Genomic DNA, 23,142 nt, shown 5'->3' on the forward strand with positions numbered 1-23,142 from the left:
CCTCAAGACGCCGGCACGGGCGGCACGGGCGGCACGCCTTTCAATCGCGTGACGTATCCGGGCAGGAAACGCCGCAAGTCGCCATTGGGAAAGCGGATATCGACGCGTTCGCGCGTCACCGCCTCGACCACGCCCGCGCCATAGCGGCGCACCCGCACGCCATCGCCGACCCGCAGGGGCGCGGGCCTGCCTTGGCGATCCGGCGGTGCGTCGCCCGCCTTTTCGACGGCTTCGGCCTGCCGCGCCAGGTCGCAGCTGTCGCAATGCCCGCAGCGTTCCCACTGCGGCACGTCGCCAAAATGGGCCAGCAGCATGCGCCAGCGGCAGCGTCCGCTGCGCGCATATCCCACCATGGCGGCCAAGGTTTCACGGTCGTGCTCGGCGCGCCTTTCGTATTGTTCGGCGGCGGCCGATGCGCGCGCACGGGCATCGGCATCGCCCCGCGTGCGCAGTTTGCCGTGGCTGTCCTTCTCGATCAGGCCGGCGTCGGCAAGCAGCTTCAATCCGACGCGCAGCTTGCGCGCGCCCACCTTGCCCAAGGCCCGCAATAGTTCGTCCTCCGCCAGCGGTGCGGGCGCGTCTTCCAGGACGCCCAGCACGCGCAGCAGCAATTCCCTGGACGGATAGCGGTTGGCCAGAAAGAATTGCTGGATGCGCTTGTCTTTTTCCTCGTGAATCAGTATGCAGCGCGCGGGCTCGCCGTCGCGTCCCGCGCGGCCCGACTCCTGGTAGTAGGCATCCAGGCTGCCGGGCAGCTGGGCATGCACGACCAGCCGCACATCCGGCTTGTCGATGCCCATGCCAAAGGCGTCGGTAGCCACCATGACGCGCGTGGTGCCGGACATGAAGGCGTCCTGCGCCTGTCGCCGCGCCGTGGCATTCAAGCGGCCGTGATACAGCGCCGCGTCCATGCCGGCGTCGCGCAATACCTGATGCAGGATCTCCGCCTCCTTGACCGTGGCGCTATACACAATGGCGGGCCCCTGCGCTTCCCGCACGAGTTCCAGTACCGCATCCTGCTTGCGCTCCTCGTCGCTGACCTGGCGCACCGCGTAATCGAGGTTCGGGCGATACACACCCACCTTGATGACGCAGGCCGCGGGCAGGTCCAGCGTGGCCGCGATGTCGTGGATGACCTCGTCGGTTGCCGTCGCCGTCATCGCCAGTACCGGCGGCGAGCCCACGGCACGCACGGCGGCGGGGATCTCCAGGAAGGCCGGCCGGAAGTCATGGCCCCATTGCGAAATGCAATGCGCTTCGTCCACGACGAACAGGCGGACGGTCTGGCGCCTGAGCCATTGCATGAAGCCGGCATCGCCCAGCCGCTCCGGCGTGGCAAGGACGATGGGCTGATGCTTGCCGCCGCCCTTGCGCAGGTAGCGCTGCTGGTCCTCATCGGGGGTGGCGCTATTGAAGACGCCGGCATCCACGCCGTACTCGCGCAGCTTCTCGTCCTGGTCCTTCATCAGCGCGATGAGGGGGGACACCACCACCGTCAGGCCGCCATTGCACAGCGCGGGCACCTGGTAGCAAAGCGACTTGCCGCTGCCCGTGGGCATCACGGCTATCGTCGGGTTGCCCCGCAACACGCTGGCCAGGACTTCGGCCTGGCCGGGGCGCAGGCTGGCCACGCCGAAGCGTTCGCGCAGCACGCGCCGGGCTTGGGCAGGCAAGGCAATGGGAATGGGCGAGTCGGGCATGGCATCCGGCGAAAGCTCGCGTTTAGCAAGCGCTGTGCCGGGTGCTTCCGCCGCTTATCGTCGACGCATGCTTCGGTTGCGCAGCATCATCGGGGCGAGGGCCGCGGCACAGGCCCAACCCTCACTTGAACGACGCGCCCGGATCGTCCGCCCCGCCGCCGTACACGCTATCGCCGTAGCCGCCCTGCACGTCGATCTTCACCGACGCGGGGTCGACCTGGGACTGGTCGCCCTTGTAGTGCATCACCATCGCGGGCACCAGCATCACCGTGGCCACCATCAGCAGCTGGATGACGATGAAGGGAATGGATCCGCGATAGATCTGCCCCGTGGTCACCGGCGCGATGGTCCGCCCCGTGACCTTGTCCCGGTAGGCATCCTTGGGCGCCACCGAGCGCAGGTAGAACAGCGCGAAACCGAAGGGCGGATGCATGAAGGACGTCTGCATGTTCACCGCCAGGATCACCCCGAACCAGATCAGGTCGATGCCCATCTTTTCGGCCACCGGCCCGAGCAGCGGCACGATGATGAAGGCCAGCTCGAAGAAGTCCAGGAAGAAGGCCAGCACGAAGGTCAGCACGCTGACCACGATCAGGAAGCCCCACTGCCCGCCCGGCAGCCCGGTCAGCAGGTGTTCGACCCACAGATCGCCGTTCACGCCGCGAAAGGTCAGGCCAAACACCGTGGAACCCACCAGGATGAAGACCACGAAGCAAGACAGCTTGGTCGTGGTGTCCATCGCCTGGCGCATGAGGTCCAGCGTCAGCCGCTTGCGCGCCAGCGCCATGGCGATGGCCCCCACCGCGCCCATCGCCCCGCCCTCGGTGGGCGTGGCCACGCCGATGAAGATGGTGCCCAGCACCAGGAAGATCAGGAACAACGGCGGGATCATGACGAAGGTCACCCGCTCGGCCAGCGCCGACAGCAGCCGCAGGCGCAGTGCCTTGTTGACGATGGCGATCACGAAGGCGGACAGGCCCCACAACAGCAGGCTGAGCACGATGCGCTCGTCGGCCGGCGCGGTGTCGTTCTCCATCCACCGGCCCAGCGCCCAGGCCACCGCCACGGAGATCGCCATCAGCACCAGCAGCGAGCGGCCCCCGCGCGTGCCATTGGTCTCGCGAAACCGCCGCGCCTCCTCGGGCAAGGCTGGCGCCGAGGCGGGCCTGACCACGCACATGATGATCACGTACAGGATGTACAGCCCGGCCAGCACGAAGCCCGGCACCATCGCCGCCCGGTACATGTCGCCGATCGAGCGGCCCAGCTGGTCGGCCAGGATGATCAGTACCAGCGAGGGCGGGATGATCTGCGACAGCGTGCCGGAGGCGGCGATCACGCCGCTGGCCAGGCGCCGGTCGTAGCCGTAGCGCAGCATGATGGGCAGCGAGATCAGCCCCATGGAGATCACCGAGGCCGAGACCACGCCGGTGGTGGCCGCCAGCATGGCGCCGACGAACACCACCGCGAAGGCCAGGCCGCCCCGGACCGTGCCGAACAGCTGCCCGATGGTCTCCAGCAGGTCCTCGGCCATGCCCGAGCGCTCCAGCACCAGTCCCATCAGCGTGAAGAACGGCACCGCCAGCAGCGTGTCGTTGGAGATGATGCCGAACACCCGCTGCGGCAGCGCCTGGAACAGCGCCGGCGTGAGCAGGCCCAGCTCGATGCCGATCAGGCCGTACAGGATGCCGTTGGCCGCCAGCGCGAAGGCCACCGGAAAACCCAGCAGCAGGAACACCACCAGGGTGGCGAACATGATGGGCGCCAGGTTGGCGATGAAGAAGTCCATCTCAACGCCCCCCGTCGCGCGGCGCCGCCGCCGCGGCCAGCGCGGCCGCTTCGCGGGCCTGGGCTTCGCGGGCGATTTCCGCGGCCAGTTCTTCCTCGGCCGAGCGCACGCCCTCGCGCCGCAGCGGATCTGGGCCGCGGCCCAGCAGAAAGCCCACGCATTTGATCAGGTGCGAGACGCCCGCCAGCACCAGCAGCGCGAAGCCCGCCGGGATCAGCAGCTTCACCGGCCAGCGCACCAGCCCGCCCGAATTCGACGACTGCTCGTGGGTCAGCCACGACTCCGTGAAGACCGGCCAGGACAGCGCCAGGATCAGCATGCAGGCCGGCAGCAGGAAGAACAGCACGCCGAAGACCTCGATCCAGATCTGCTTGCGCCGCGACAGGCGCGAGGACAGGATATCCACCCGCACGTGCTCGTTCTTCAGCAGCGTATAGCCCGAGGCCAGCAGGAACATGGCCCCGAACATATACCACTGCAATTCCAGCCACGCATTCGAGCTGGTGTGCAAGACCTTGCGCACCAACGCGTTGCCGGCGCTGACCAGCACCACCAGCAAGGTCACCCATGTCACGGCGCGGCCCACGCGCAGGTTTATCGCGTCGATCAGACGCGACAAGGCAAATAGTGATTTCATTGCCGCCCGCTTACTTGCCGCTGCCGTTGCGTCCGATCGTGCCCATATAGCCGTCGAAGCTGCCGTCCGCCACGCGGAACCACGGGATTTCGTTGTCGCGGAATGCCACCATGCTGTCGTAGATCTTCTTGAACATGGGGCTCTTGGCGCTCATTTCCTCGTAGACCTTGATCGATTCGGCATAGCAGGCATCCATCACGGGCTTGGGGAAAGCCCGCAGCTGCGCACCGTTGGCGATCAGCCGGCGCAGCGCGGCCGGGTTTTCCGCGTCGTACTTGGCGATCATGTCGTTGGTCGCGGCAGCGGAGGCCTGCTCCAGCACGGCCTGGTAGTGCTTGGGCAGTTTGTTGTAGGCGTCCTGGTTCACGTACAGCGAGACCTGCAGCGTGCCTTCCCACCAGCCGGGGAAATAATAGTATTTGGCCACCTTGTTGAAGCCCAGCTTCTCGTCATCGTAAGGGCCGATCCACTCAGCGCCGTCGATGGTGCCTTTCTCCAGCGCGGGATAGATGTCGCCGCCGGCGATCTGCTGCGGCACCACGCCCAGGCGCGACAGGACCGCGCCGGCGAACGCGCTCATGCGGAACTTCAGGCCCTTCAGGTCATCGACGGACTTGATCTCGTTGCGGAACCAGCCGCCCATCTGCGTGCCGGTATAGCCGCAGGGGAAGTTCACGACGTTATAGGTCTTGAAGAGTTCGCGCAGCAGCTTCATGCCGTCGCCGTGGCGCATCCAGGCGTTCATCTGCCGGGTATTCAGGCCGAACGGCACCGCCGCGTCGAAGCTCAGCGCCGGGTCCTTGCCGAAGTAGTAATAGGACGCGCTATGGCCGCATTCCACCGTGCCGTTCTGCACGCCGTCCAGCACCTGCAAGGCAGGCACGATCTCGCCCGCGGGAAAGGCGCGGATGCTGAACTTGCCGCCCGTGGCCTCGCCCACATATTTCGCCAGGTTCTCTCCGCCGCTGTAGATGGCATCCGCGCTGCGCGGAAAGCTGGAGGCCAGGCGCCAATTGATGGTGGGGGATTCCTGGGCCAGCACGGGCGCGGCCAAGGTGGCGCCACCGGCGGCGGCGCCCAGGGTGGCCTTTTTCAGGAAGGAACGGCGTTGCATGGCGGATGTCTCCCGGGTGTAGGAATAATCGGGTACGCGGCGTGCCCGAGTGAGGCAAGCGCGAAACACAAAGACAGAAAGCTTTCAGTTTCCTGCCATTTTGGTCGCCATCTTAAGGGGGAGTGCGCCAGGCTGCGCTTGCGGATAACCCTTAATCCTGGTTACAGACGCACCATCGCGGTGCGCCTCCGGCTGTTGCTCCGCCGCGCCTTCCAGGCGGAACACCCGCACCGTTTCATAGGTGCCGCGGGTCGGTCCTTCCAACGAGACGGCGGCCGTGGCCACCTGCTCGACCAGTTCGGCGTTCTGGTGGGTGATGTCGCATAGCTCCGTTCGGAAAAGACCGAAACACCACATCTCGCCCGTAATAGCGCGATGCAAGCGCGGATACGTGGTCCACATCGCCGGTCGTCAGATAGACATTGGGGGCGGAGATGTTCGAGAGCCGGCCTTCGGGGGGCGGCCAGAAGAAAAACCTATGCCTCTATAGGAAAGCAGTATTTGAACCGCTCGCGCCTACCCTCTAGGATGATCCGGCGACCAGATCGCGTTTCATAACCAGGCCGCCGTGAGCAGGCCGATCCCAGGGGAAAACATGCCCGATTCCATCAAGGCGCGATTGCCGCGCCTGCTTCCCTCCGTTGTCTCTGGCGCCTTGTGCGCATTCGCCTCGTGCGCCTTCGCCTTTCCCGCATCGGCCCAGGCGGCCTATCCGGAACACCCCATACGCCTGGTCGTGCCGCAATCCGCCGGATCGGGCGGCGATGTCGTGGCCCGGCTTTTGAGCGACAAGGTGGGAAGCCTGCTGGGTGCGCCAGTCGTCGTCGAGAACAAGCCTGGGGCCAATGGCATCGTCGCGGCGTCCGCGGTGGCCAAGTCGCCGGCCGATGGATACACGCTGCTGCTGGCGGGCGTGTCGCTGATGAGCTTTAATCCCAAGCTATACAAGAATCTTTCCTACGACGCCGACAAGGACTTCACGTACGTGGCGCCGGTGGTCGATACGCCCTTCGTCCTGGTCGCGGGGAAAAGCAGCCCGTACAAGTCGCTCGCGCAACTGATCACCAAGGCCAAGGCCGCACCGGACTCGGTGACCTATGCCAGCGCGGGTGCGGGGAATTCCACCCACCTGGCCACGGAAATGATGGCCTCCGCGACGGGCATCAAGTTGAAGCACGTGCCGTACAAGGGATCCGGACCGGCATTGAATGCCGTCATCGGCGGGCAGGTCGACCTGATGACGAGCGTGCTGGGATCGGCCCTGCCGCAAATCCTGGGCAACAACATCACCCCGCTGGCCGTATTGGCCGAGCATCGCGCGCCCGACTTGCCAGACGTTCCCACTTTGAAGGAAGCGGGCGTCGACGCGCCGACCATGCCCGGGTGGTTCGCGGTGGTCGGCCCCGCCGGGCTGGATGCCGCCGTCGTGACGAAACTGAACAAGGCATTCCAGTCCGCGGTCGACGATCCCGCGATCAACAAGAAGCTGAAGGATCTCTACTTCGTTCCGCTGCGCGGCTCCGCCGAACAGATGCGCGCCCGCGCCAGCTCCGACGCGCAGGTATGGGGGTCATTCATCGAACGCTCCGGCGTCCAGGTGGATTAAACCGGCGCATTCCGCCACGTGACGCCGTTCCAGACCTTTCTTTGGACCAGGTCCCGCGCAACCTCGATCACGACGCGATGGACATGACTGCATACGACGCTTTTCTCGCTGGATAGCGACATGCAGAGCGACACCCGGCGCGTGAACCCCGGTGCCGAGATCGGTATGGCCGCAAGCCCCGATCGCCGAAGATCCAATCCGGCCAGCGCCGAGGCCGGCAATATGGTCCAGCCCTTGCCGGCGCCGACAAGGGAAAGCAGAACGGATACCGCGCTGGTCTCCGTCACCAGGTTGACGGGAAGCATCGCATCGGCGAACGCGCGCGCGGCCAGCACCCGTATCGAATTCGGAAAACTGGGGAGAATCATTGGCAATCGCGACATATCCTGCAGCGTCACGGTGCGTGATTTCAGCCGCTGGCCGACCAGGTACAGGTCCTCGACCAGCAGCGGTGTCGTCGTCATCCGCGCTGGCTGCGGCTGCACGTCCATCGCGACGGCGATGTCCATGCGATGAAGGGAAACCGATACCGCCAGATCCGCGCTGCTGCCCTCGACGATCTCCAGCAGGACGTCCGGATAGCGTTCCGCGACGGCCTCCACCACCGGCAACGCAAGTACGCGCGAGGTACTGGTGGGGAAGCCGATGGTGACGTGGCCCGCCGGCGTATCGCGGCCGTGCCGCAAGGCGGACTTGGCTTCATCGACCTGGCGCAGAACCATCTTGGCATGCCGGTACAACAACTTTCCGGATTCCGTGGCGCGTACACCCCCCGGGCCCCGCAGCAGCAGCGTGGTCTCCAGCTCCGTCTCCAGGTTTGCCACATGCTGGCTGAGCGACGGCTGGGCGATATGCAGGGTCTCCGCCGCCGCCGTGATGCTTTCCAGTTCAACGATACGAGTGAAGTACTTCAGCTGACGCAAATCCATAAGCGATTCCTATCCCCCTTCCGGGAATGCTATTCGACCGCATGTTCTCGCGGTTGAGGACTCGGACTATCCCTGCCAGACACGAGGAAGCACCATCTTGATCCACGAAAATCCGCAAGAAAGCGCCTGGCGCGTCAAGCCGGACGACTATGCCGCCCGCAGGCCCGTCGAATACACCATCCCGGAGCCGCAATCCCGCTATCTCCCGATGCGCGACGGGTGCCGGCTGGCCATCGACGTCTATGTTCCCCTGCGCGCATCGAACGAAGCCGGCAGCGCGGGCGCGGAACGTTTTCCGGCCATCGTGCTGTTCACCCCCTACTACCGCCGCTTCAAGATCCGACCCGGCGGCAGCGGAGAGAACGCGCCGAACATCGCCAAGTTCCGCGATTATTTCGTTCCGCGCGGCTATGCGGTCGTGGTGATCGACGTCCGGGGCACGGGCGCCAGCTTCGGAACCCGCGACAGCTTCCGTTCGCCGCGCGAACGGGATGACAGCCGGGAAGTCGTGGACTGGATCGTGGACCAGCCGTGGGCCAGCGGCGTGGTCGGCGCCACCGGCATTTCCTACCTGGGCGCGGCATCCGATTTCCTGGCCAGCACCGGCCATCCGGCGGTCAGGGCAATCGCACCCTTGTTCTCCGTATGGGACACATACACCGACAACTACTATCCGGGCGGCATACTCCTGAAGGCTTTGACGCAAAGCTATGACGACCTCATGGTGGCGCTGGACCATGACCGGCGAGACATGCTTCATCGCTTCGTCTACTACGCGAATCCCGATTTCGAAGGGCCGCGGCCCGTGGACGAAGACCCGGATGGCGAATTGCTTCGCCAGGCCATCCATGAACACCTGGGCAATTTCCGGCAGACGGAGTTCATGCCTGAGTTCCGCTTCCGCGAGGATCCGCTGCCGTATGACGCGTCGTTCAGTTCCGCGACGTTCAGCCCCTACAGCCTTGCCGCGCAAATACCGGCCGACGTCGCGGTGCTTTCCGTATCTGGATGGATGGACGGCGCCGGCTACATGAATGGAGCCATCTCCCGCTTCCTGACCCTGCGCGACAACCCCAGGCACCTGATGCTGGGCCCCTGGGACCATGGTGCCCGCATAGACGTCTCGCCCTGGCGAAAAACCACCATGGCCGAGCCGACCTGGCTGGCGGAGGTATTACGGTTCTTCGACCACTACCTGCTGGGATACGCCACCGGGCTGGAAAACGAAGCGCCCATCCACTACTACGCCATGCACGCGGAAGAATGGCGCGGCGCGGACCAATGGCCGCCTTACGACGCGCGGCAGGATACCGAACTGTTCTTGCGCGACGACGCCCGGCTGGCCGACGGCAGCCAGCGCGAACCGTCGCACAAGGCGTATCAAGTGGACTTCTCCATCGGCACGGGTTCGGGGACACGCTACGAGCGCATCGCGGCGATCAACAGCACCGACTACTACCCCGATTGGCAAGGCAGGACGGACGCCATGTGCAGTTTCACTTCGGCGTCCTTGCAGGCACCGCTCGATTTCGCCGGGCACGCGATCGCGGACCTGTGGGTCAGCAGCAGCGAACCGGATGGCGCGCTGTTCGTCTATCTCACCGAAATAGAAGCGGATGGCGCGCAGCGCTACGTCACCGAAGGATTGCTGCGCCTGCTTCATCGCCGCGTCACGCCCTGCCCCGACCACTACAGGACGACCTGGCCGTTCCGGACCTTCTCGAAGGAGCATGCCGCGCCGATGCCACCGGGCGTGTTCGAACCGGTGCGCCTTGCCTTGCTGCCTACCGCCTGGCGCTTCGCGGCCGGCAGCCGGATCCGCGTTTCCATCGCGGGCGCCGACAAGGACCACTGCGGACAAGTGCCCCATGGCCGTCCGCCCCTGCTGAAAATCGGCACCGGCGGGCAGATCGGCTCGCGCATCGCGCTGCCCCTGCATCAAATTGGGAATATTGGGTAAAATTCCCTAAACCCATTCCAGGATCGCCGCCATGAGCCTGCCTGCCCGACTTGCCGATGCCTTGGAGCGGTTGCCCGTCGCCGCGGCCTCCTCCGTCAAGAAGGACGGCTGGCGCGGCATGATGCGGGCCCTGGCCGCCGAGGGCAAGCTGTTGATTACCAATCACAACCAGCCCGAGGCGGTGATCCTTTCCACGGCGGAATACACCCGGCTGGTCCAGGCCGCGCAGGCGGCCAATCAAGCCACGCCGGATCCGCTGGCGGAGTTGCGCCGGCGCTTCGATGAACGTTTGGCCGTGCTGGACGATGACGGCGCCAGCGATCGCCTGCGCGCGGCGATGCGGTCGCCGGCGCGGCTTGGCGGCAAGGTGAAGGCCGGCTCGACGTATTGATGATGTCCCGGCCGGTCATCTATGTATTGGCCGGCGTCAACGGCGCCGGCAAGAGTTCGATCGGCGGCCATCTTCTTGCCCAGGCCGGGGCCACATGGTTCAACCCGGACAGCTTCGCCCGCGAACTGGTACGGCACTACGGCTACACGCAGGCCGACGCCAACATCGCGGCCTGGAACGAAGGCGTGCGGCGCCTGGACTGCGCCATCCTGGCCGGCAAATCCTTTGCTTTCGAAACCACCCTGGGCGGCCAGACCATCGTCAGGAAGCTGATTTCGGCGTCGACCACGCACGACATCCTGGTCTGGTTCTGTGGCCTGCGCGATGCAGAGCAGCATATCGCCCGCGTGCGCCTGCGTGTCGCTCAGGGCGGGCATGATATTCCCGAAGACCGCATCCGCCAGCGCTGCCGCACATCGCTGCTTAACCTGCTCGCCTTGATGCCTAGCCTGGCGCAACTGCGCGTCTACGACAACAGCCGCGATGCCGCCATCGGCGCGGCGATACCGGACCCCGTCCTCGTCCTCGCGCTGGACGACGGCGATGTGGCTTTTCCGGCCACCGTGCACGAGGCCCGCGCGACGCCGGACTGGGCCAAGCCGCTGGTCGAAGCGGCGTTCGAAGATCGCACCTGACACGGGCCCCATGCGGGGCCCCGCGCGGACGCGATACAGGCATCGCGTTTTTTAGGGTACGCTTGAAGCGACTCGGCAAAGCGAAAAGGAACGCTATGGGTAACACAGCCGATAGTGGCACACCGCAGGACAAGAACATAAGCCGGATTTCCACGGGCAGCGATGGGCTGGACGACATCCTGGCCGGCGGGCTGGACCGGTACCGCATGTACCTGTACGAAGGTAACCCCGGCACCGGCAAGACGACCATCGCCATGCAGTTCCTGCTGGAAGGTGCACGCCAGGGCGAACGCGTGCTCTACATTGCGCTGTCCGAAACCCGCCAGGAAGTCGCTCTCGTGGCGGAACGCCATGGCTGGTCGCTGGACGGCATCGATATCTTCGAACTGGTCCCACCGGAAGCCACGCTGGACCCTGAACGCGAGCTGACGGTACTGCACCCGGCGGAAGTGGAGCTGAACGAAACCACCAAGCTGATCCTGGACAAGGTGCAAGCCCTCAACCCTTCCCGCGTGGTGCTCGACAGCCTGTCGGAACTGCGGATGCTGGCGCAAACGCCCTTGCGCTACCGCAGGCAAGTGCTGGCGCTGAAGCACTTTTTCGCCAGCCGCCAATGCACCGTCGTCCTGCTCGATGACCTATCCTCGGATTCGGTGGACCTTCAGCTGCACTCGATCTCGCACGGCGTGGTGTCGCTCGAGCAGTTGGCCATCGACTATGGCGCGCAGCGCCGCCGCCTGCGCGTGGTCAAGATGCGAGGTATCGATTTCCGCGGCGGCTATCACGATTTCACCATCAAGAAAGGCGGCCTGGCCATCTATCCCCGGCTGGTCGCGGCGGAACATCACAAGACGTTCCCACGCGAACTGACGTCCAGCGGCAACCCCCAGCTGGACGAGCTGCTGGGCGGCGGACTGGAACGCGGCACCAATGCCTTGCTGATCGGTTCGGCCGGCGTCGGAAAATCATCGATCGCGCTGACGTATGCGATCGCCGCGACCACCCGCAACGAGCGCGCGGTCGTCTTCGCCTTCGATGAAGGACGCGGCACGTTGCAGGCCCGCGCCGACAGCCTGGGCATGCCGATCCGGCGCGCGCTCGACAGCGGGCTGCTGACCATCCAGCAGGTCGATCCGGCCGAGCTTTCGCCAGGGGAATTCGCCGCGATCGTGCGCGATAGCGTTGACGTGCACGGCGCGCGCATCGTGGTGATCGATAGCCTGAACGGCTATCTGAACGCAATGCCGGACGAGCGATTCCTGATCCTGCAGATGCACGAACTGCTGACGTATCTGGGCCAGCAGGGCGTGAACACGATCCTGGTCCTTGCCCAGCATGGGCTGGTGGGGCCGATAGACACGCCGCTGGATATCAGCTACCTGAGCGACGCCGTGCTGATGCTGCGCTATTTCGAGCATGCCGGCGCTGTGCGCCGCGCGCTGTCCGTCGTGAAAAAGCGCAGCGGCCGGCATGAACACGCCATACGCGAATTCCGCCTTTCCTCGCGGGGGGTCCAGGTCGGACTGCCCCTGACGGGATTCAGCGGGATCTTCTCCGGCACGCCGCAGTACATCGGCGACAGCCTTCCCCCCATGCCGGGCGACGACAATGGAGCCGGTTGACGGGCGCGAAGCCCGCGTCCTCATCTATGCCCCGATCGGCCGTGACGGGCCGGCCTCGGCCGCGCTACTGCGCCGGTCCGGCCTGGCCGTCGAAGTCTGCACCAGCATGGACGATGTCCTGGCCCGCGCCGACGAGGGCGTGGCCACGCTATGCGTGACCGAGGAGGCATTGTTCGGCAAGCACCTCATCGCCATGGCGGCTTGGGTTGCCAGGCAAGCGGCATGGTCGGATGTCCCCTTCGTGGTCCTGACCAGCCAGGTGCAGCAGCCCGTGGTGGCGGCGTGGCGGCAGAAAATGGTTGCGGCGCTGGGCAATGTGTCGCTGCTGGAGCGGCCTGTCCAAAGCATTACGCTGACCAGTACCGTGCATGCCGCGGTGCGCTCGCGCATGCGGCAATACGAGATGCGTGCCCTGCTGCGCGCGCGGGAACTGTCCGCCGCCGCCCTGGAAGACACCGTGCGCAGCCGGACCAGGGAATTGGAAGCGGCCAATGCGGAGCTGCGTACCCAGATGAAGGAACGTGCCCTCGTGGAGGAATCGCTTCGGCACGCGCAAAAAATGGAAGCGCTGGGCCAGCTGACCGGCGGCGTGGCGCACGACTTCAACAACCTGCTCATGGTGATTTCCGGCGGCCTGCAGATGCTGGACCGGCAAGTCGAACCAGACCGCCGTGCACGGCTGGTGCGCGGCATGCAGCAGGCCGTGGAGCGCGGCGCGGGGCTGACCCGCCAGCTACTGGCCTTCTCGCGGCGCCAACCGCTGCAGGCCGAACCGGTGGACCTGGTGCGCCAGATCAACGGCATGCGGGAAATGCTGGATCGCAGCCTGCGGGGCGACATCAAGGTGCGCCTGACCTTGCCCAAGAGCTTGTGGGTGGTCGAAGTGGATCCGGGTGAACTGGAATTGGTGCTGCTGAACCTGGCCGTCAATGCGCGCGACGCGATGCCGGCCGGCGGCACTATCGAGATCCGCGCCGAGAACGTTCCCAACGCGACCGAAGGGGGCCTGCAGGGTGATTTCGTCAGCCTTTCGGTCATCGACTCCGGAACAGGGATGAGCGACGAGGTGAAGGCGCGTGTCTTCGAGCCCTTCTTCACGACCAAGGACGTGGGCAAGGGCTCGGGCCTGGGCCTGGCACAGGCCTATGGTTTTGCCCGACAGTCGGGCGGAAGCGTGCACATCTTCAGCGAGCTGGGCAAGGGCACGACCGTGCGCCTGCTGCTGCCCCGCTGCCGGAAGCCCGTGCCGGTCGCAGCGCGAGCCGACGGCATCCCCGTCGCCGAGGCCGGCGCCTCCGCCCATGTGCTGCTGGTGGAGGACGACGACGAAGTGGCCGCGCTGGTGGGCGAGATGATCGCGCAACTGGGCTTCGAGGCCACCCGGGTGGCCAGCCCCGCGGCCGCGCTGGGCGCCCTGGCCGACGGCCGGCGCATCGACGTGGTGTTCTCCGACATCATGATGCCCGGCGGCATGAGCGGCGTCGAACTGGCGCATGCGATCCGCGCCCGGCGTCTGGGGCTGCCCATCGTGCTCACCACGGGCTATATGGGGCAGGAAGCGCAGGCCGCCGAAAACGACGGCATTCCGGTGCTGCCCAAGCCCTATCGCGTGGAAGACCTGGGCTCCATCCTGCGCACGGCATTGGGCGGGCAGGCTTCCGTATAGGCCGCGCGCCACGCGCCCGGTGGTGAACCGGGCAGCGCCGCGCCATCGATCCGCCGCGACCTTACCCCGCGTGTGCCTTCAGGAACTGCAGCATACGGGCCAGGGCCGCCTTGCCGTCCTCATTGTCCAGGTTGGACTGATACTCATGCGGCAGTTGCGGCTGGTGCTCGGGCTCGAAGAAGAGCGTGTCCACGGCTGCGCCCAGCGATTGCAGCTTTTGCGCGAGCACCTTGGACTGCACGTCCGTCAGCGGATCGACGTTGCCGCCGCTGATGAAGGCCGGCGGGAAGTCCTTCGTCACGTGATAGTACGGAGACATCTGCTTGATGACGGGATCGGCAAAATCCCGGGTCCCGGAATAGGCCCAAACCGTAATGTCGTCGCCCCACCCCACGATTTTCGGCAGGGTGGGATCGGGGTTCGCCAGCTTGTCCATCTGGTAGATGCCGCACCACAGGACGAACCCCTTCAACTGCACGGGCTTCAGGTTGGGCGTGATGCCGACTTCCGAGGCGTAGCTCGGACTGGTGATCAGCGTCGCCATCTGGCTGGAAATCTGCGAACCGGCGGAATCGCCGGCCAGGAAAATTTTGGACGTATCGGCGTGCAGGCGGTCGGCGTTCTGCTGGATATAGGCGTAGGCCTCGTTCAGCTGATGGAGTGGCGTGGCGTACTTCTTCCCCGGCGCCAGGGAATACCCCAGCGATATCACCGTATAGCCCTCCGCGGCGATCAGCTTGAAATACGGCGCGGCATCGTCCTTGTGCCCCGAGATCCACGCGCCGCCGTGCGTCCAGATGACCACCGGCAGCGGCCCCTGCGCCGATTGCGGGTAGTACGCATCCAACAGCGCATCGCCGTCCCCGCTCTTGTACCGTTCGTTCGCGGCCACGGCGATCGGAATCCCGGGTGTGTGAGCCTCCAGCGCCTTCTTCACTTTCGCGCTGTCCTTCTCGAATACGGCGCGGATGATCATGGCGCCCGGCCAGGGCGTGACGCGGAATAGCGCGCCGACCGCGACGACAACGATGGCCACAACCCCCACGACCTTCACCGCGCTAGACACCCATGTCGGGGACTTCGACGCGTGCGACGCTGCAACGTTCTGGCTCATTCCCGCCTCCCATTCGCTCCGATTTCAGCGCGGCCGCCGCGGCGCGGCGGCCTCGTCCTGTCCGGGTATTTCCCTATGCCAGGCACGCGGACGCGTCCCGGCCTTCCGCGATGGTGCACAAGTCTAGCCATCCGGCCGCCCCGGCGCCTTTCTTTCCCGGCAGATTCGTTTTGATAAATGGGATGTTCCTTCCGGGATGCGCGGCGAATTTCCGGTATCGCGGGCACGTCCGGTGCGCATGACAGTCATCGTCGCGCGGTGGGGCTGACGGATATCGGTGCGGCCCCGTCGCGCAGCAGCGCTATCGGCGCAACGACCAAGGGCGTCTTCGAGTGCGTGGTGTCGGGGGGGAACAGCATGGCTTCAACAGATGAACCGGACCGGCGCGACGCGGCGCCGCTGCCCGCGACCGGTGAAGTCAAGGTCGCAGCCATCCGCGAGGATCTGGAGGTTTCCTTGCGCGAGGCCGAGACGGGCGCCGTACGGGTGCGCAAGGTCGTGCATGAGGACGTACATCAGGTACCGCTGACGGCGCTTACCGGCAAGGCCAGCGTCGTACGCGTGCCGATGGATCTCCAGGTCGACAGCGAGTTTCCCGTCCGCCAGGAGGGCGAGACGACCGTTATCCCGGTCTTCGAATATCGCGTCGTTGCGGAACGGCGGCTGTTCCTCGTGGAGGAAATCCGGGTAACGAAGGAAGTGGTGCGGACGACGCGTACGGAAGAGGTGGTCACTCGGCGCGAGGAAGTCGTCGTCGAGCGACGGGAGGGATCGGGCCCATGGCGGCAGCAGCCGCCGGATGAGCCCGAATGACGCCGCGGGAATCTTCTCGCGGCGGGAGTTCATTTCTGTCATTTACTCAAGGGGAAGCAATATGGCACAAACCATTGTTGGAGTATTCGAGTCGTTCGAGCGGGCGAACGACGTCGCGGACCGTCTTGCCGATGCGGGCATTTCCCGATCACAGATCCACGTCCATGCCCAGGAAGGCGACGCCACCTATGCCGCCGACACCGGCGCCGATGAACCGCACCGGGGCTTCGTCGAAAGCATCCAGCACTTCTTCAGCAGCCTGTTTGGCGACGACGATCGCCGGGAGGAGATCGGCCACTACAGCGAAGCGGTACGCCGTGGCGGCGCGCTGCTTGCCGTCGATGTTCAGGACGAAGCGGAAGTGGCCACCGTGCAGTCGATGATGGAAGACGGCGGCGCGGAGGATATCGACGCCAAGGTCGCGGCATGGAAATCCTCCGGCTATACCGGCTTCGACGCCCAGGCGGAGGCCTATACGGCGGAGGAAATCGAGGCCGAACGCCAGGCGATTCCGGTGGTGCGGGAAGAGATGGTGGTTGGAAAGCGCGAGGTCGATACCGGACGCGTGCGGGTGTATTCGCGGCAAACGAACACGCCGGTCAGCGAGTCGGTGAATCTGCGCGAGGAGCGCGCGACCATAGAGCGCCGACCCGTCGATAGGGAAGCGACCGAGGCGGACCTGCGCGGCGGTACGGTAGAGGTGCGCGAGACCGCGGAAGAGGCCGTGGTCGGCAAGTCCTCGCGCGTGGTCGAGGAAGTGATCGTCGGCAAGGAAGCTTCCGAACGGACGGAAACGGTGCGCGAAAATCTGCGCGGTACCGAGGTGGAGGTCGAACGTGCCGAGGGAAGACCCGGTGCGGGCATGACCGCGCCCGCTTCGCCCACGGATCCGGCCTTCTCGACGGGCGCTCCCGGGATTGCAGGCAGCGCGGGGACTTCAGGTACAACGGGTACATCGGGCACATCGGGTACAACGGGTACATCGGGTACAACGGGTACATCCGGTACATCCGACACTCCGCGCACTCCCGGTACGTCAGCCACCTCGGGCACTACCGGCGCGTCGGGTACGTCGGGCACCGGGTCCAGCGGCACGAGTACGACCTTGCCCGACGGCACGTCGAGAGAACCGCGCGACCTCTGAAGCATATCTTTCCGGCGCGATAGCCGGCCGGCGCGTCGACCATTCGGGCTCACGCGCCGGCCTTTTTTTGCGCATACGATCTTGCGGCTCCGGCGCCTGCCGATGGGCCTGATGATCGGCGTGCCCGCATGCCGCGCCCTCCGCTGCGCGGAAGGTCAATCCTGCCCTTCCCATGTAAATTGCGCGGCGCCGAGCGGTTGCGCGCGGCGGCGTCACAACGCCGCGCATGCTCATCCATACTCCATCGCGTGCGACGTCGTGCGCGCCGCTGGCCCGCCTCGCACACGCGCTGCACGCGGCCCACGCATGGAAGCGCAGGCTCTCATGCATTCTTTCCTTGTCGTAATTCAGAATTGCGGCGAGGGCCGATGATCTCGCGCCCGCCCCTTCCTATACTGGCCTCCAGGTTGCAACACCGCGTGTTGCGCGGGCGCGGCGGTATCAGGCTAGACCGATACGAGATGACCTTGGCGCCGCCGACACGCCAGCAATCCCCACCGTATTCAGGCATAGGAAAAGGTCATGTCAGCCATCATCACCGAAGCGCCCGCCCAGGAGCGCAAGCAGCAGCTCCTGGCGCTTTGCCGCCCCTTCCTGGCAGAGGTAAAGTCCATGACGCCCGACACCGACGTCGAGCGCTGGCTCAATGAAAAATACGGCCCCGGCAGCGCGTTCTACGACGACGTGGCCGAGCTGGTAAAGCGCGGTGTCCTGCAGGAAGGCTGGGCAGCCGACGTGGAGATCGACGGACCGCGCTACCGGCGCGCCAGGCTCATCCCGCCGTGCGAAGAGACTTTCTGGTTCAGCATCACCAGTGTCTACATGGACAGCACCGGCAATCCGCAGAACCGCCCCGACGGCAGCTATCGCGGCGACTACCACGGGCACCCCTATGGCGAGTTCAACATGGTGATCCCGGTGGACGACAGCGCGGCGCTCGCGGGCCCCAACGGGTGGTGCCATGCGGGCTGGACGGCGCCCGCGCCGGGCAGCCGCCACTATCCCGAGGCCAAGGGAGGCGCTGTCATCGCCCTGTTCTTCCTGCCCGCCGGCCGCATTCATTATCCGGAGAAGGAATCGCAGTCCTTCTGAACAATCAGGGGGAAGCGATGATTCATCCGCGCCGGCGCGGCCTTATGATGGCGTATCCCGCGGCGCGGATCCGCCATACCGGCCGGCATCTTGATCGCGGGTAATCTCATCGCCGCACCCCCAATGCAACATATCGAATTCGAACTCGCTCCCGGCACGTCCTATATCGAAGTGAACCACCTGCTCAAGGCCGCCGGCGTCTGCGACAGCGGTGGCGCGGGCAAGGCCATGGTCGCCGATGGCATGGTCAGCGTGGATGGCGCGCTGGAAACACGCAAGACGGCCAAGATCCGCGCGGGACAAACGGTGACGTGCGCGCAGGTGCGCATCGTCGTGCGCCAGGCCGCTGCGGCATGAAGTTCAAACCGTCCAGGGATTCGATCTTCGGGGTATTGCTGCGCTCGCCCTGGTGGATGAGCGCCGGCATCGCGACTGTGCTGATCATCGGCGCGGTCGCCGCCTTGCCCCGCGAATATTGGGCGATTGGCGTCTTCGCCTCGATACCCTTCGTAGTCATTGCCGTGCTGGCCGGCATGCGTGGCTTGCGCACGCCCTCACCGGCTCGCGTGCAGGCCATCGCCGCGGCCGCCGCGGCCATGCCGTGGCCCGCGTTTTCGAATGCCGTTCAGGCGGGCTTCGAACGCGACGGCTGCCAGGTCGAGCGCTTGAATGGGGGCGGTGCGAATTTCGCCTTGACCAAGGACGGCCACATCGCCCTGGTCAGCGCCGATCGCTGGAAAGCCGCCCGCACGGGTATCGATGCGGTGCAGAGACTACAAGCGGCCCGCGAACGCCGCGCCGCGCATGAAGCCATCTACATCGCCTTGGGAGAAATTTCCGCGCCGGCGCGGGAGTATGCCGCGGCGCATGACATTTCCTTCATGACCGCGCCCGACTTGGCAAGGCTGCTGCGCGATTGGAAAACCTGACGCGTATCAGCCATGCGCATCTGCGATACACCTCCGCGACGCCTATCAGCCGTGTGAGCCGAAACCGCCCGCGGCCCACTCCGATGCGCGTTGTACGTTCAGCTTGTAGGTCGGCGCTACGCGGACTTGGGCCAGCTGGTCGCCAGATTCGTCGTACGCGCTTAGCACGGCATAGGGATCGTCCTCGTCGGGCACGATGTCCAGCTTGATGGTCAGGCGGCCAGCCGCGGCATCGATCTTCACGCTCTTGTGCAGCGTCGCATGCAATTGCTGCTCGTGCCTGCGCAGCACTTCGTTGGCGGTCTTGACCAAGGTGAAGAAGGCCGGCGCGTCCAGCGGCTTGGGGTTCTTCTTGTCACGGCCCATGGTCCAGGGTCCGACCAGCGCCGGTTCTGCTTCGCCGTCCTTGGTCATCTCGACCGCCCAGCCGTCGTCATCTTCGTTCTTGATGATCCGCGCGGTCCAGCCATCATCACGCCAAAGCCTGGGCTCCTGCGTCTTGTGGTCCTCGGGTATATCGGTATCCGGGGTGGGGGTGTCACTCACTGCTGTATTCCTATTCGACTGATGGGTCCGCGGACCGTCCCGCATCATACCGGAGCGACGCCCGCTTCCCGATGCGCCATGCGGTGAAACCACGGCGCCGGTGCGTTCAATACGTCGCGCGACCGCCCGAGATATCGAATACCGCGCCGGTGCTGAATGAGCAGTCTGGCGAGGCCAACCAGCACACCATGGCCGCGATCTCGTCCACGCGCACGAAGCGTCCCATCGGAATCCTGGACAGCATGTAGTCGACGTGTTGCTGCGTCATGGACCCGACCATTTCGGTTTGCGCCACGGCGGGCGTCACCGCGTTCACCAGCACCCCCTTGCCGGCCAGTTCCTTGCCCAGTGACTTGGTCAACGCGATCAGCGCAGCCTTGGACGCGCTGTAGTGCGAAGCATTCGGATTGCCTTCCTTGCCCGCGATGGAAGCGATATTGACGATGCGCCCGTAGCCTTGCGCGACCATGTGCGGGATCACGCTGCGGCAGGTGTGGTAAGGGCCGAACAGGTTGATGTCCATGACTTCCCGCCAGGCACTCGGCTCCAATTCCCAGGCCAGGCCGTTTCCGCCCGTGATGCCGGCGTTGTTGACCAGGATGTCGACCTTGCCGTGGCGCTCCAGCGTCTGGCGCAATGCCGCTTCGACCTCGCCAAGGGCCGCCAGGTTCACGACGTGCGTGCTTACCCGGGCGCCCACGGACAATTCCTGCGCGGCCTGCTGCATGCGGGCTTCGTCCCTGTCCCAGATGGCGACCGTGCCCCCGGAGGCCAGGATGCGCTGCGCGATGGCGAAGCCGATACCGCGCGCCGCGCCGGTCACGACGGCCACGCGGCCGTCCAGGTCCAGTTGGTTCATGTCGATTTCCTCCTTCGGCGCGGCGCGCCATGGTTTTACCGGCTTGCGGGAAAAGGCACGGCGCAGGTGTCCGCCAGACGCTGCAAGGCCGGCACGATCACATCCTCCAGGGCCACGCCCTGCTCCAACTGCTGCGCGCGCAGCGCCAACGCACGGTCGCCGGGCAGGCGCACCGCCTCCACCCCGGGGCGCGGCCGATTGCCGCGGCACTGTTCGGCCAGCCAGTCCATTTGCCGCCTGAACGCCTGTTTGCCGCAGAAGCCCACGGTGTCATACAGGCTCAGATAGACCGTGGCGCCCCACCCGCTTGCGTCATCGGCACGGCCATAGCCCGCCAGGCCGCCTGTCAGCGCCTCGACGAGCAGCGCCAGCCCGTACCCTTTGTGCCCCGCCGACAGACCGCCGACCGGCAGGATCGTGCCTGGAGGCGACGCGAACAGCGTGGACGGGTCCCGTGTGGGATTTCCCTGGGCATCGATCAGCCATTCCTCGTCGAACTGCCTGCCCTGCTGCGCCATTCGGGCGGACATGCCGTTGGTGGTCACCGACGCGGAGATGTCGATCAATAGCGGCGAGGCGGCCGGTATCCCGGCCGCGATCGGGTTGGGCGTGAAGACGGCCTCCGTGCCGCCGAAAGGCGCGACGCTCCTGCCGGCGGGATCGGACGACGCCAATACGATAAGCATGTCCTGCTCCACGGCCTTGAGCAGGTAGCTGGCCAGGCAGGCGATGTGGTGGCTGCGCCGTATTACCAGCGTCGCGGAGCCGAACTGCCGCGCGCGCGGCAGCAATTCTTCGATGGCTCGCGTGACCAGCCATGGCCCGGGCAGCCGCCCGCCATCCCACAGCACGGCGGCCCCCTTGTCCGACAATACCCCAGGCTCGCCTGTGCACGACATCTGGCCTTTTTCGATTTCCGCGACGTACGGCCCCAGCAGCGCCAGCCCGTGCGTCGTGTGGCCCAGCAGATCGCCCTCCACGAGCACGTCAGCCACCGTGGCGGCCAGCTGCGCCTGCATGCCCGCCTTGTCCAGGACCCGTGTCGCGAAGTCCCTTAGCGCTTGCGCCGAATAGCGTTGCTGTCCCGTCATGCCCGTACCCTCCTCTGGCCCGTCGCCATCCGATAGGCGCCCCTGAACAGCGGCAACAGCCACACCAGCAATGCCAGGATGCCCAGGCCGCAGGCGATGGGCCTGCTGAAGAACATCATGAAGTCGCCGTCCGCCTTGATCATCGAAAAAACGAAGTTCTCTTCGAGCATGCCGCCCAGGACCACGCCCAGCACGGCCGGCGCGATGGGAAAATCGTTTTCTTCCATGATGTATGCCAGCACACCTACACCGAGCATCACCATGACGTCGAACACGCTGTTGTTGATGGCGAAGGTGCCGACGATGCAAAAGAGAAGGATGATCGGCATCAGGACATTGCGCGGCACATTCAGGACTTTCTTGGCCATTTTCACCGCCAGGTAGCCCAGCGGCAGCATGATGATATTGGCCAGCACGAACACCGCGAAGACGGCATACATTTCGACCGGGCTGTTGGTGAAGATCATGGGCCCAGGCGCCATGTTCTTCATGTACAGAACCCCGATGACGATGGCCGTGATGGAATCGCCGGGAATGCCGAACACCAGGGCGGGAATCCATGCCCCTGCCAGGGCGGAATTGTTGGCCGCCCCGGCCTCGACGATGCCTTCCACGTGGCCGGTGCCGAACTTCTCGGGTTCGCGCGAAAAGCGCTTGCTCATGCCGTATGACATCCAGGCCGCGATATCGGCGCCGGCGCCGGGCAAGGCGCCGACAACCAGGCCCAGCGCGCTGCCGCGCACGATGGACTTGGGATATTTGCGCATCAACGCACCCATGCCGGTGAAGATATGGCCCACCCTCTCCTTGATATCGATCCGCTTCTGCCCGGCATGGGTGGCATAGCGCAGGACCTCCGACAGCGCGAACATGCCCACCATCATGGGCAGCAGCGTGATGCCGTTGAGCAAGTCTTCATTGCCGAACGTAAAGCGCGGGAACGCCGCCGGATTGTCCATACCCACGCAGGCCAGGAACAGGCCGATCAACAGCGAGACGAAGCCGCGCAGCGTGCTCGAAGGCGAAATGAAGATGGCGCAGGACAGACCCAGCACGACCAGCCAGAAGAACTCGTACGACGAGAAGTTCAGCGCGAGTTCGGCCAGCAAGGGGGCGCAGGTGATCAGCACCACGGTGCCGAACAGCCCGCCTATGCTCGAGAACACGATGCTGGCGCCCAGTGCCTCGTTGGCCAACCCCTTGCGGGTCATGGCGTATGCCTCGTCCGTGTACGCCGCCGACGAGGGCGTGCCAGGGATACGCAGCAGGCAACCCGGGATGTCGCCCGAAGTGATCGCCATCGCGGTCGACGTCACCATCATGGCGATGGCCGGCACGGGATCCATGAAGAAGGTCACGGGCACCAGCAAGGCTACCGCCATCGTGGCGCTAAGCCCTGGCACCGCGCCCACGAACAGGCCGAAGATGGCGGCCACCAGGATAACGCCCAGCACGAAGGGTTGGGCGACCAGTGCCAAGGCGTCGTAAAGATGCGTCAGTTCCAT

General features: G+C 65.5%; 22 protein-coding genes. 11 read left to right on the forward strand and 11 right to left on the reverse strand.

Annotation, left to right across the window (positions count from 1 at the left end):
* Positions 1–2 precede the first annotated feature (2 nt).
* The 5 genes from AKI39_RS21390 to AKI39_RS21410 form a co-directional block, all read right to left on the reverse strand.
* Entirely contained in the window at positions 3–1,700 is a 1,698-nt protein-coding gene (locus AKI39_RS21390; protein WP_066640756.1) for a RecQ family ATP-dependent DNA helicase, read from the reverse strand.
* Between the two features lie 121 nt (positions 1,701–1,821).
* Positions 1,822–3,489 (reverse strand): TRAP transporter large permease, encoded by a 1,668-nt coding sequence (locus tag AKI39_RS21395; protein WP_066640759.1) that lies wholly within the window; start codon positions 3,487–3,489, stop codon positions 1,822–1,824.
* 1 nt (position 3,490) lies between these two features.
* The gene (locus tag AKI39_RS21400; protein ID WP_066640760.1) at positions 3,491–4,126 is read right to left on the reverse strand and encodes a TRAP transporter small permease subunit; all 636 of its coding nucleotides are present in this window, start codon (positions 4,124–4,126) and stop codon (positions 3,491–3,493) included.
* Positions 4,127–4,136: 10 nt separating this feature from the next.
* Positions 4,137–5,240, reverse strand: a complete 1,104-nt coding sequence (locus tag AKI39_RS21405; RefSeq protein ID WP_066640762.1) for a TRAP transporter substrate-binding protein — start codon at positions 5,238–5,240, stop codon at positions 4,137–4,139.
* Between the two features lie 84 nt (positions 5,241–5,324).
* The gene (locus AKI39_RS21410) at positions 5,325–5,642 is read right to left on the reverse strand and encodes a hypothetical protein (protein ID WP_066640763.1); all 318 of its coding nucleotides are present in this window, start codon (positions 5,640–5,642) and stop codon (positions 5,325–5,327) included.
* Positions 5,643–5,835: 193 nt separating this feature from the next.
* Here AKI39_RS21410 and AKI39_RS21415 point away from each other — a divergent pair, with 193 nt between their 5' ends.
* Positions 5,836–6,846 (forward strand): Bug family tripartite tricarboxylate transporter substrate binding protein, encoded by a 1,011-nt coding sequence (locus tag AKI39_RS21415; protein WP_066640764.1) that lies wholly within the window; start codon positions 5,836–5,838, stop codon positions 6,844–6,846.
* Here the strand turns inward: AKI39_RS21415 and AKI39_RS21420 are convergent.
* Positions 6,843–7,775, reverse strand: a complete 933-nt coding sequence (locus AKI39_RS21420) for a LysR substrate-binding domain-containing protein (protein ID WP_066640766.1) — start codon at positions 7,773–7,775, stop codon at positions 6,843–6,845. The two genes, AKI39_RS21415 and AKI39_RS21420, sit on opposite strands and share 4 nt — an antisense overlap.
* A 97-nt stretch (positions 7,776–7,872) precedes the next feature.
* Here AKI39_RS21420 and AKI39_RS21425 point away from each other — a divergent pair, with 97 nt between their 5' ends.
* From AKI39_RS21425 to AKI39_RS21445, 5 genes are all read left to right on the forward strand, one after another.
* Positions 7,873–9,735, forward strand: coding sequence for a CocE/NonD family hydrolase (locus AKI39_RS21425; protein ID WP_235610693.1), 1,863 nt, complete (start codon positions 7,873–7,875; stop codon positions 9,733–9,735).
* 31 nt (positions 9,736–9,766) lie between these two features.
* The gene (locus AKI39_RS21430) at positions 9,767–10,126 is read left to right on the forward strand and encodes a hypothetical protein (protein WP_066640768.1); all 360 of its coding nucleotides are present in this window, start codon (positions 9,767–9,769) and stop codon (positions 10,124–10,126) included.
* Positions 10,126–10,761, forward strand: a complete 636-nt coding sequence (locus tag AKI39_RS21435) for a zeta toxin family protein (protein WP_235610694.1) — start codon at positions 10,126–10,128, stop codon at positions 10,759–10,761. The genes AKI39_RS21430 and AKI39_RS21435 overlap by 1 nt, the downstream gene beginning before the upstream one ends.
* A 95-nt stretch (positions 10,762–10,856) precedes the next feature.
* A complete protein-coding gene (locus tag AKI39_RS21440) occupies positions 10,857–12,383 on the forward strand; it encodes an ATPase domain-containing protein (protein ID WP_066640769.1) in 1,527 nt (508 codons plus the stop codon).
* The gene (locus AKI39_RS21445) at positions 12,370–14,049 is read left to right on the forward strand and encodes an ATP-binding protein (protein ID WP_066640773.1); all 1,680 of its coding nucleotides are present in this window, start codon (positions 12,370–12,372) and stop codon (positions 14,047–14,049) included. Before AKI39_RS21440 ends, AKI39_RS21445 begins: the two co-directional genes overlap by 14 nt.
* A gap of 61 nt (positions 14,050–14,110) precedes the next feature.
* Here AKI39_RS21445 and AKI39_RS21450 read toward each other — a convergent pair whose 3' ends face one another.
* A complete protein-coding gene (locus tag AKI39_RS21450; protein ID WP_083228974.1) occupies positions 14,111–15,163 on the reverse strand; it encodes an alpha/beta hydrolase in 1,053 nt (350 codons plus the stop codon).
* A gap of 177 nt (positions 15,164–15,340) precedes the next feature.
* On the opposite strand from AKI39_RS21450, the gene AKI39_RS21455 reads away from it, so the two are divergent.
* From AKI39_RS21455 to AKI39_RS21475, 5 genes are all read left to right on the forward strand, one after another.
* Positions 15,341–15,976 carry a YsnF/AvaK domain-containing protein gene (locus AKI39_RS21455; RefSeq protein ID WP_083228975.1) on the forward strand — a complete coding sequence of 212 codons (636 nt, stop codon included), beginning with the start codon at positions 15,341–15,343 and terminating at the stop codon, positions 15,974–15,976.
* Entirely contained in the window at positions 15,963–17,120 is a 1,158-nt protein-coding gene (locus AKI39_RS21460) for a YsnF/AvaK domain-containing protein (protein WP_235610695.1), read from the forward strand. Before AKI39_RS21455 ends, AKI39_RS21460 begins: the two co-directional genes overlap by 14 nt.
* Before the next feature lie 522 nt (positions 17,121–17,642).
* The gene (locus AKI39_RS21465) at positions 17,643–18,212 is read left to right on the forward strand and encodes a 4-hydroxylaminobenzoate lyase (RefSeq protein ID WP_083228976.1); all 570 of its coding nucleotides are present in this window, start codon (positions 17,643–17,645) and stop codon (positions 18,210–18,212) included.
* A gap of 123 nt (positions 18,213–18,335) precedes the next feature.
* Positions 18,336–18,569 carry an RNA-binding S4 domain-containing protein gene (locus AKI39_RS21470; protein ID WP_066640784.1) on the forward strand — a complete coding sequence of 78 codons (234 nt, stop codon included), beginning with the start codon at positions 18,336–18,338 and terminating at the stop codon, positions 18,567–18,569.
* Positions 18,566–19,141: a restriction endonuclease gene (locus AKI39_RS21475; RefSeq protein WP_066640786.1), complete on the forward strand. Its 576-nt coding sequence runs from the start codon at positions 18,566–18,568 to the stop codon at positions 19,139–19,141. The genes AKI39_RS21470 and AKI39_RS21475 overlap by 4 nt, the downstream gene beginning before the upstream one ends.
* A 45-nt stretch (positions 19,142–19,186) precedes the next feature.
* Here the strand turns inward: AKI39_RS21475 and AKI39_RS21480 are convergent, their stop codons facing one another.
* From AKI39_RS21480 to AKI39_RS21495, 4 genes are all read right to left on the reverse strand, one after another.
* A complete protein-coding gene (locus tag AKI39_RS21480; protein WP_066640787.1) occupies positions 19,187–19,687 on the reverse strand; it encodes a hypothetical protein in 501 nt (166 codons plus the stop codon).
* A gap of 106 nt (positions 19,688–19,793) precedes the next feature.
* Positions 19,794–20,546, reverse strand: a complete 753-nt coding sequence (locus AKI39_RS21485; protein ID WP_066640790.1) for an SDR family NAD(P)-dependent oxidoreductase — start codon at positions 20,544–20,546, stop codon at positions 19,794–19,796.
* Positions 20,547–20,581: 35 nt separating this feature from the next.
* On the reverse strand, positions 20,582–21,637 hold the full coding sequence (locus AKI39_RS21490) for an Ldh family oxidoreductase (RefSeq protein ID WP_066640792.1): 1,056 nt from the start codon (positions 21,635–21,637) through the stop codon (positions 20,582–20,584).
* The gene (locus tag AKI39_RS21495) at positions 21,634–23,142 is read right to left on the reverse strand and encodes a tripartite tricarboxylate transporter permease (RefSeq protein WP_066640794.1); all 1,509 of its coding nucleotides are present in this window, start codon (positions 23,140–23,142) and stop codon (positions 21,634–21,636) included. Before AKI39_RS21495 ends, AKI39_RS21490 begins: the two co-directional genes overlap by 4 nt.

The organism is Bordetella sp. H567, assembly GCF_001704295.1.
GTDB lineage: Bacteria > Pseudomonadota > Gammaproteobacteria > Burkholderiales > Burkholderiaceae_B > Bordetella_C.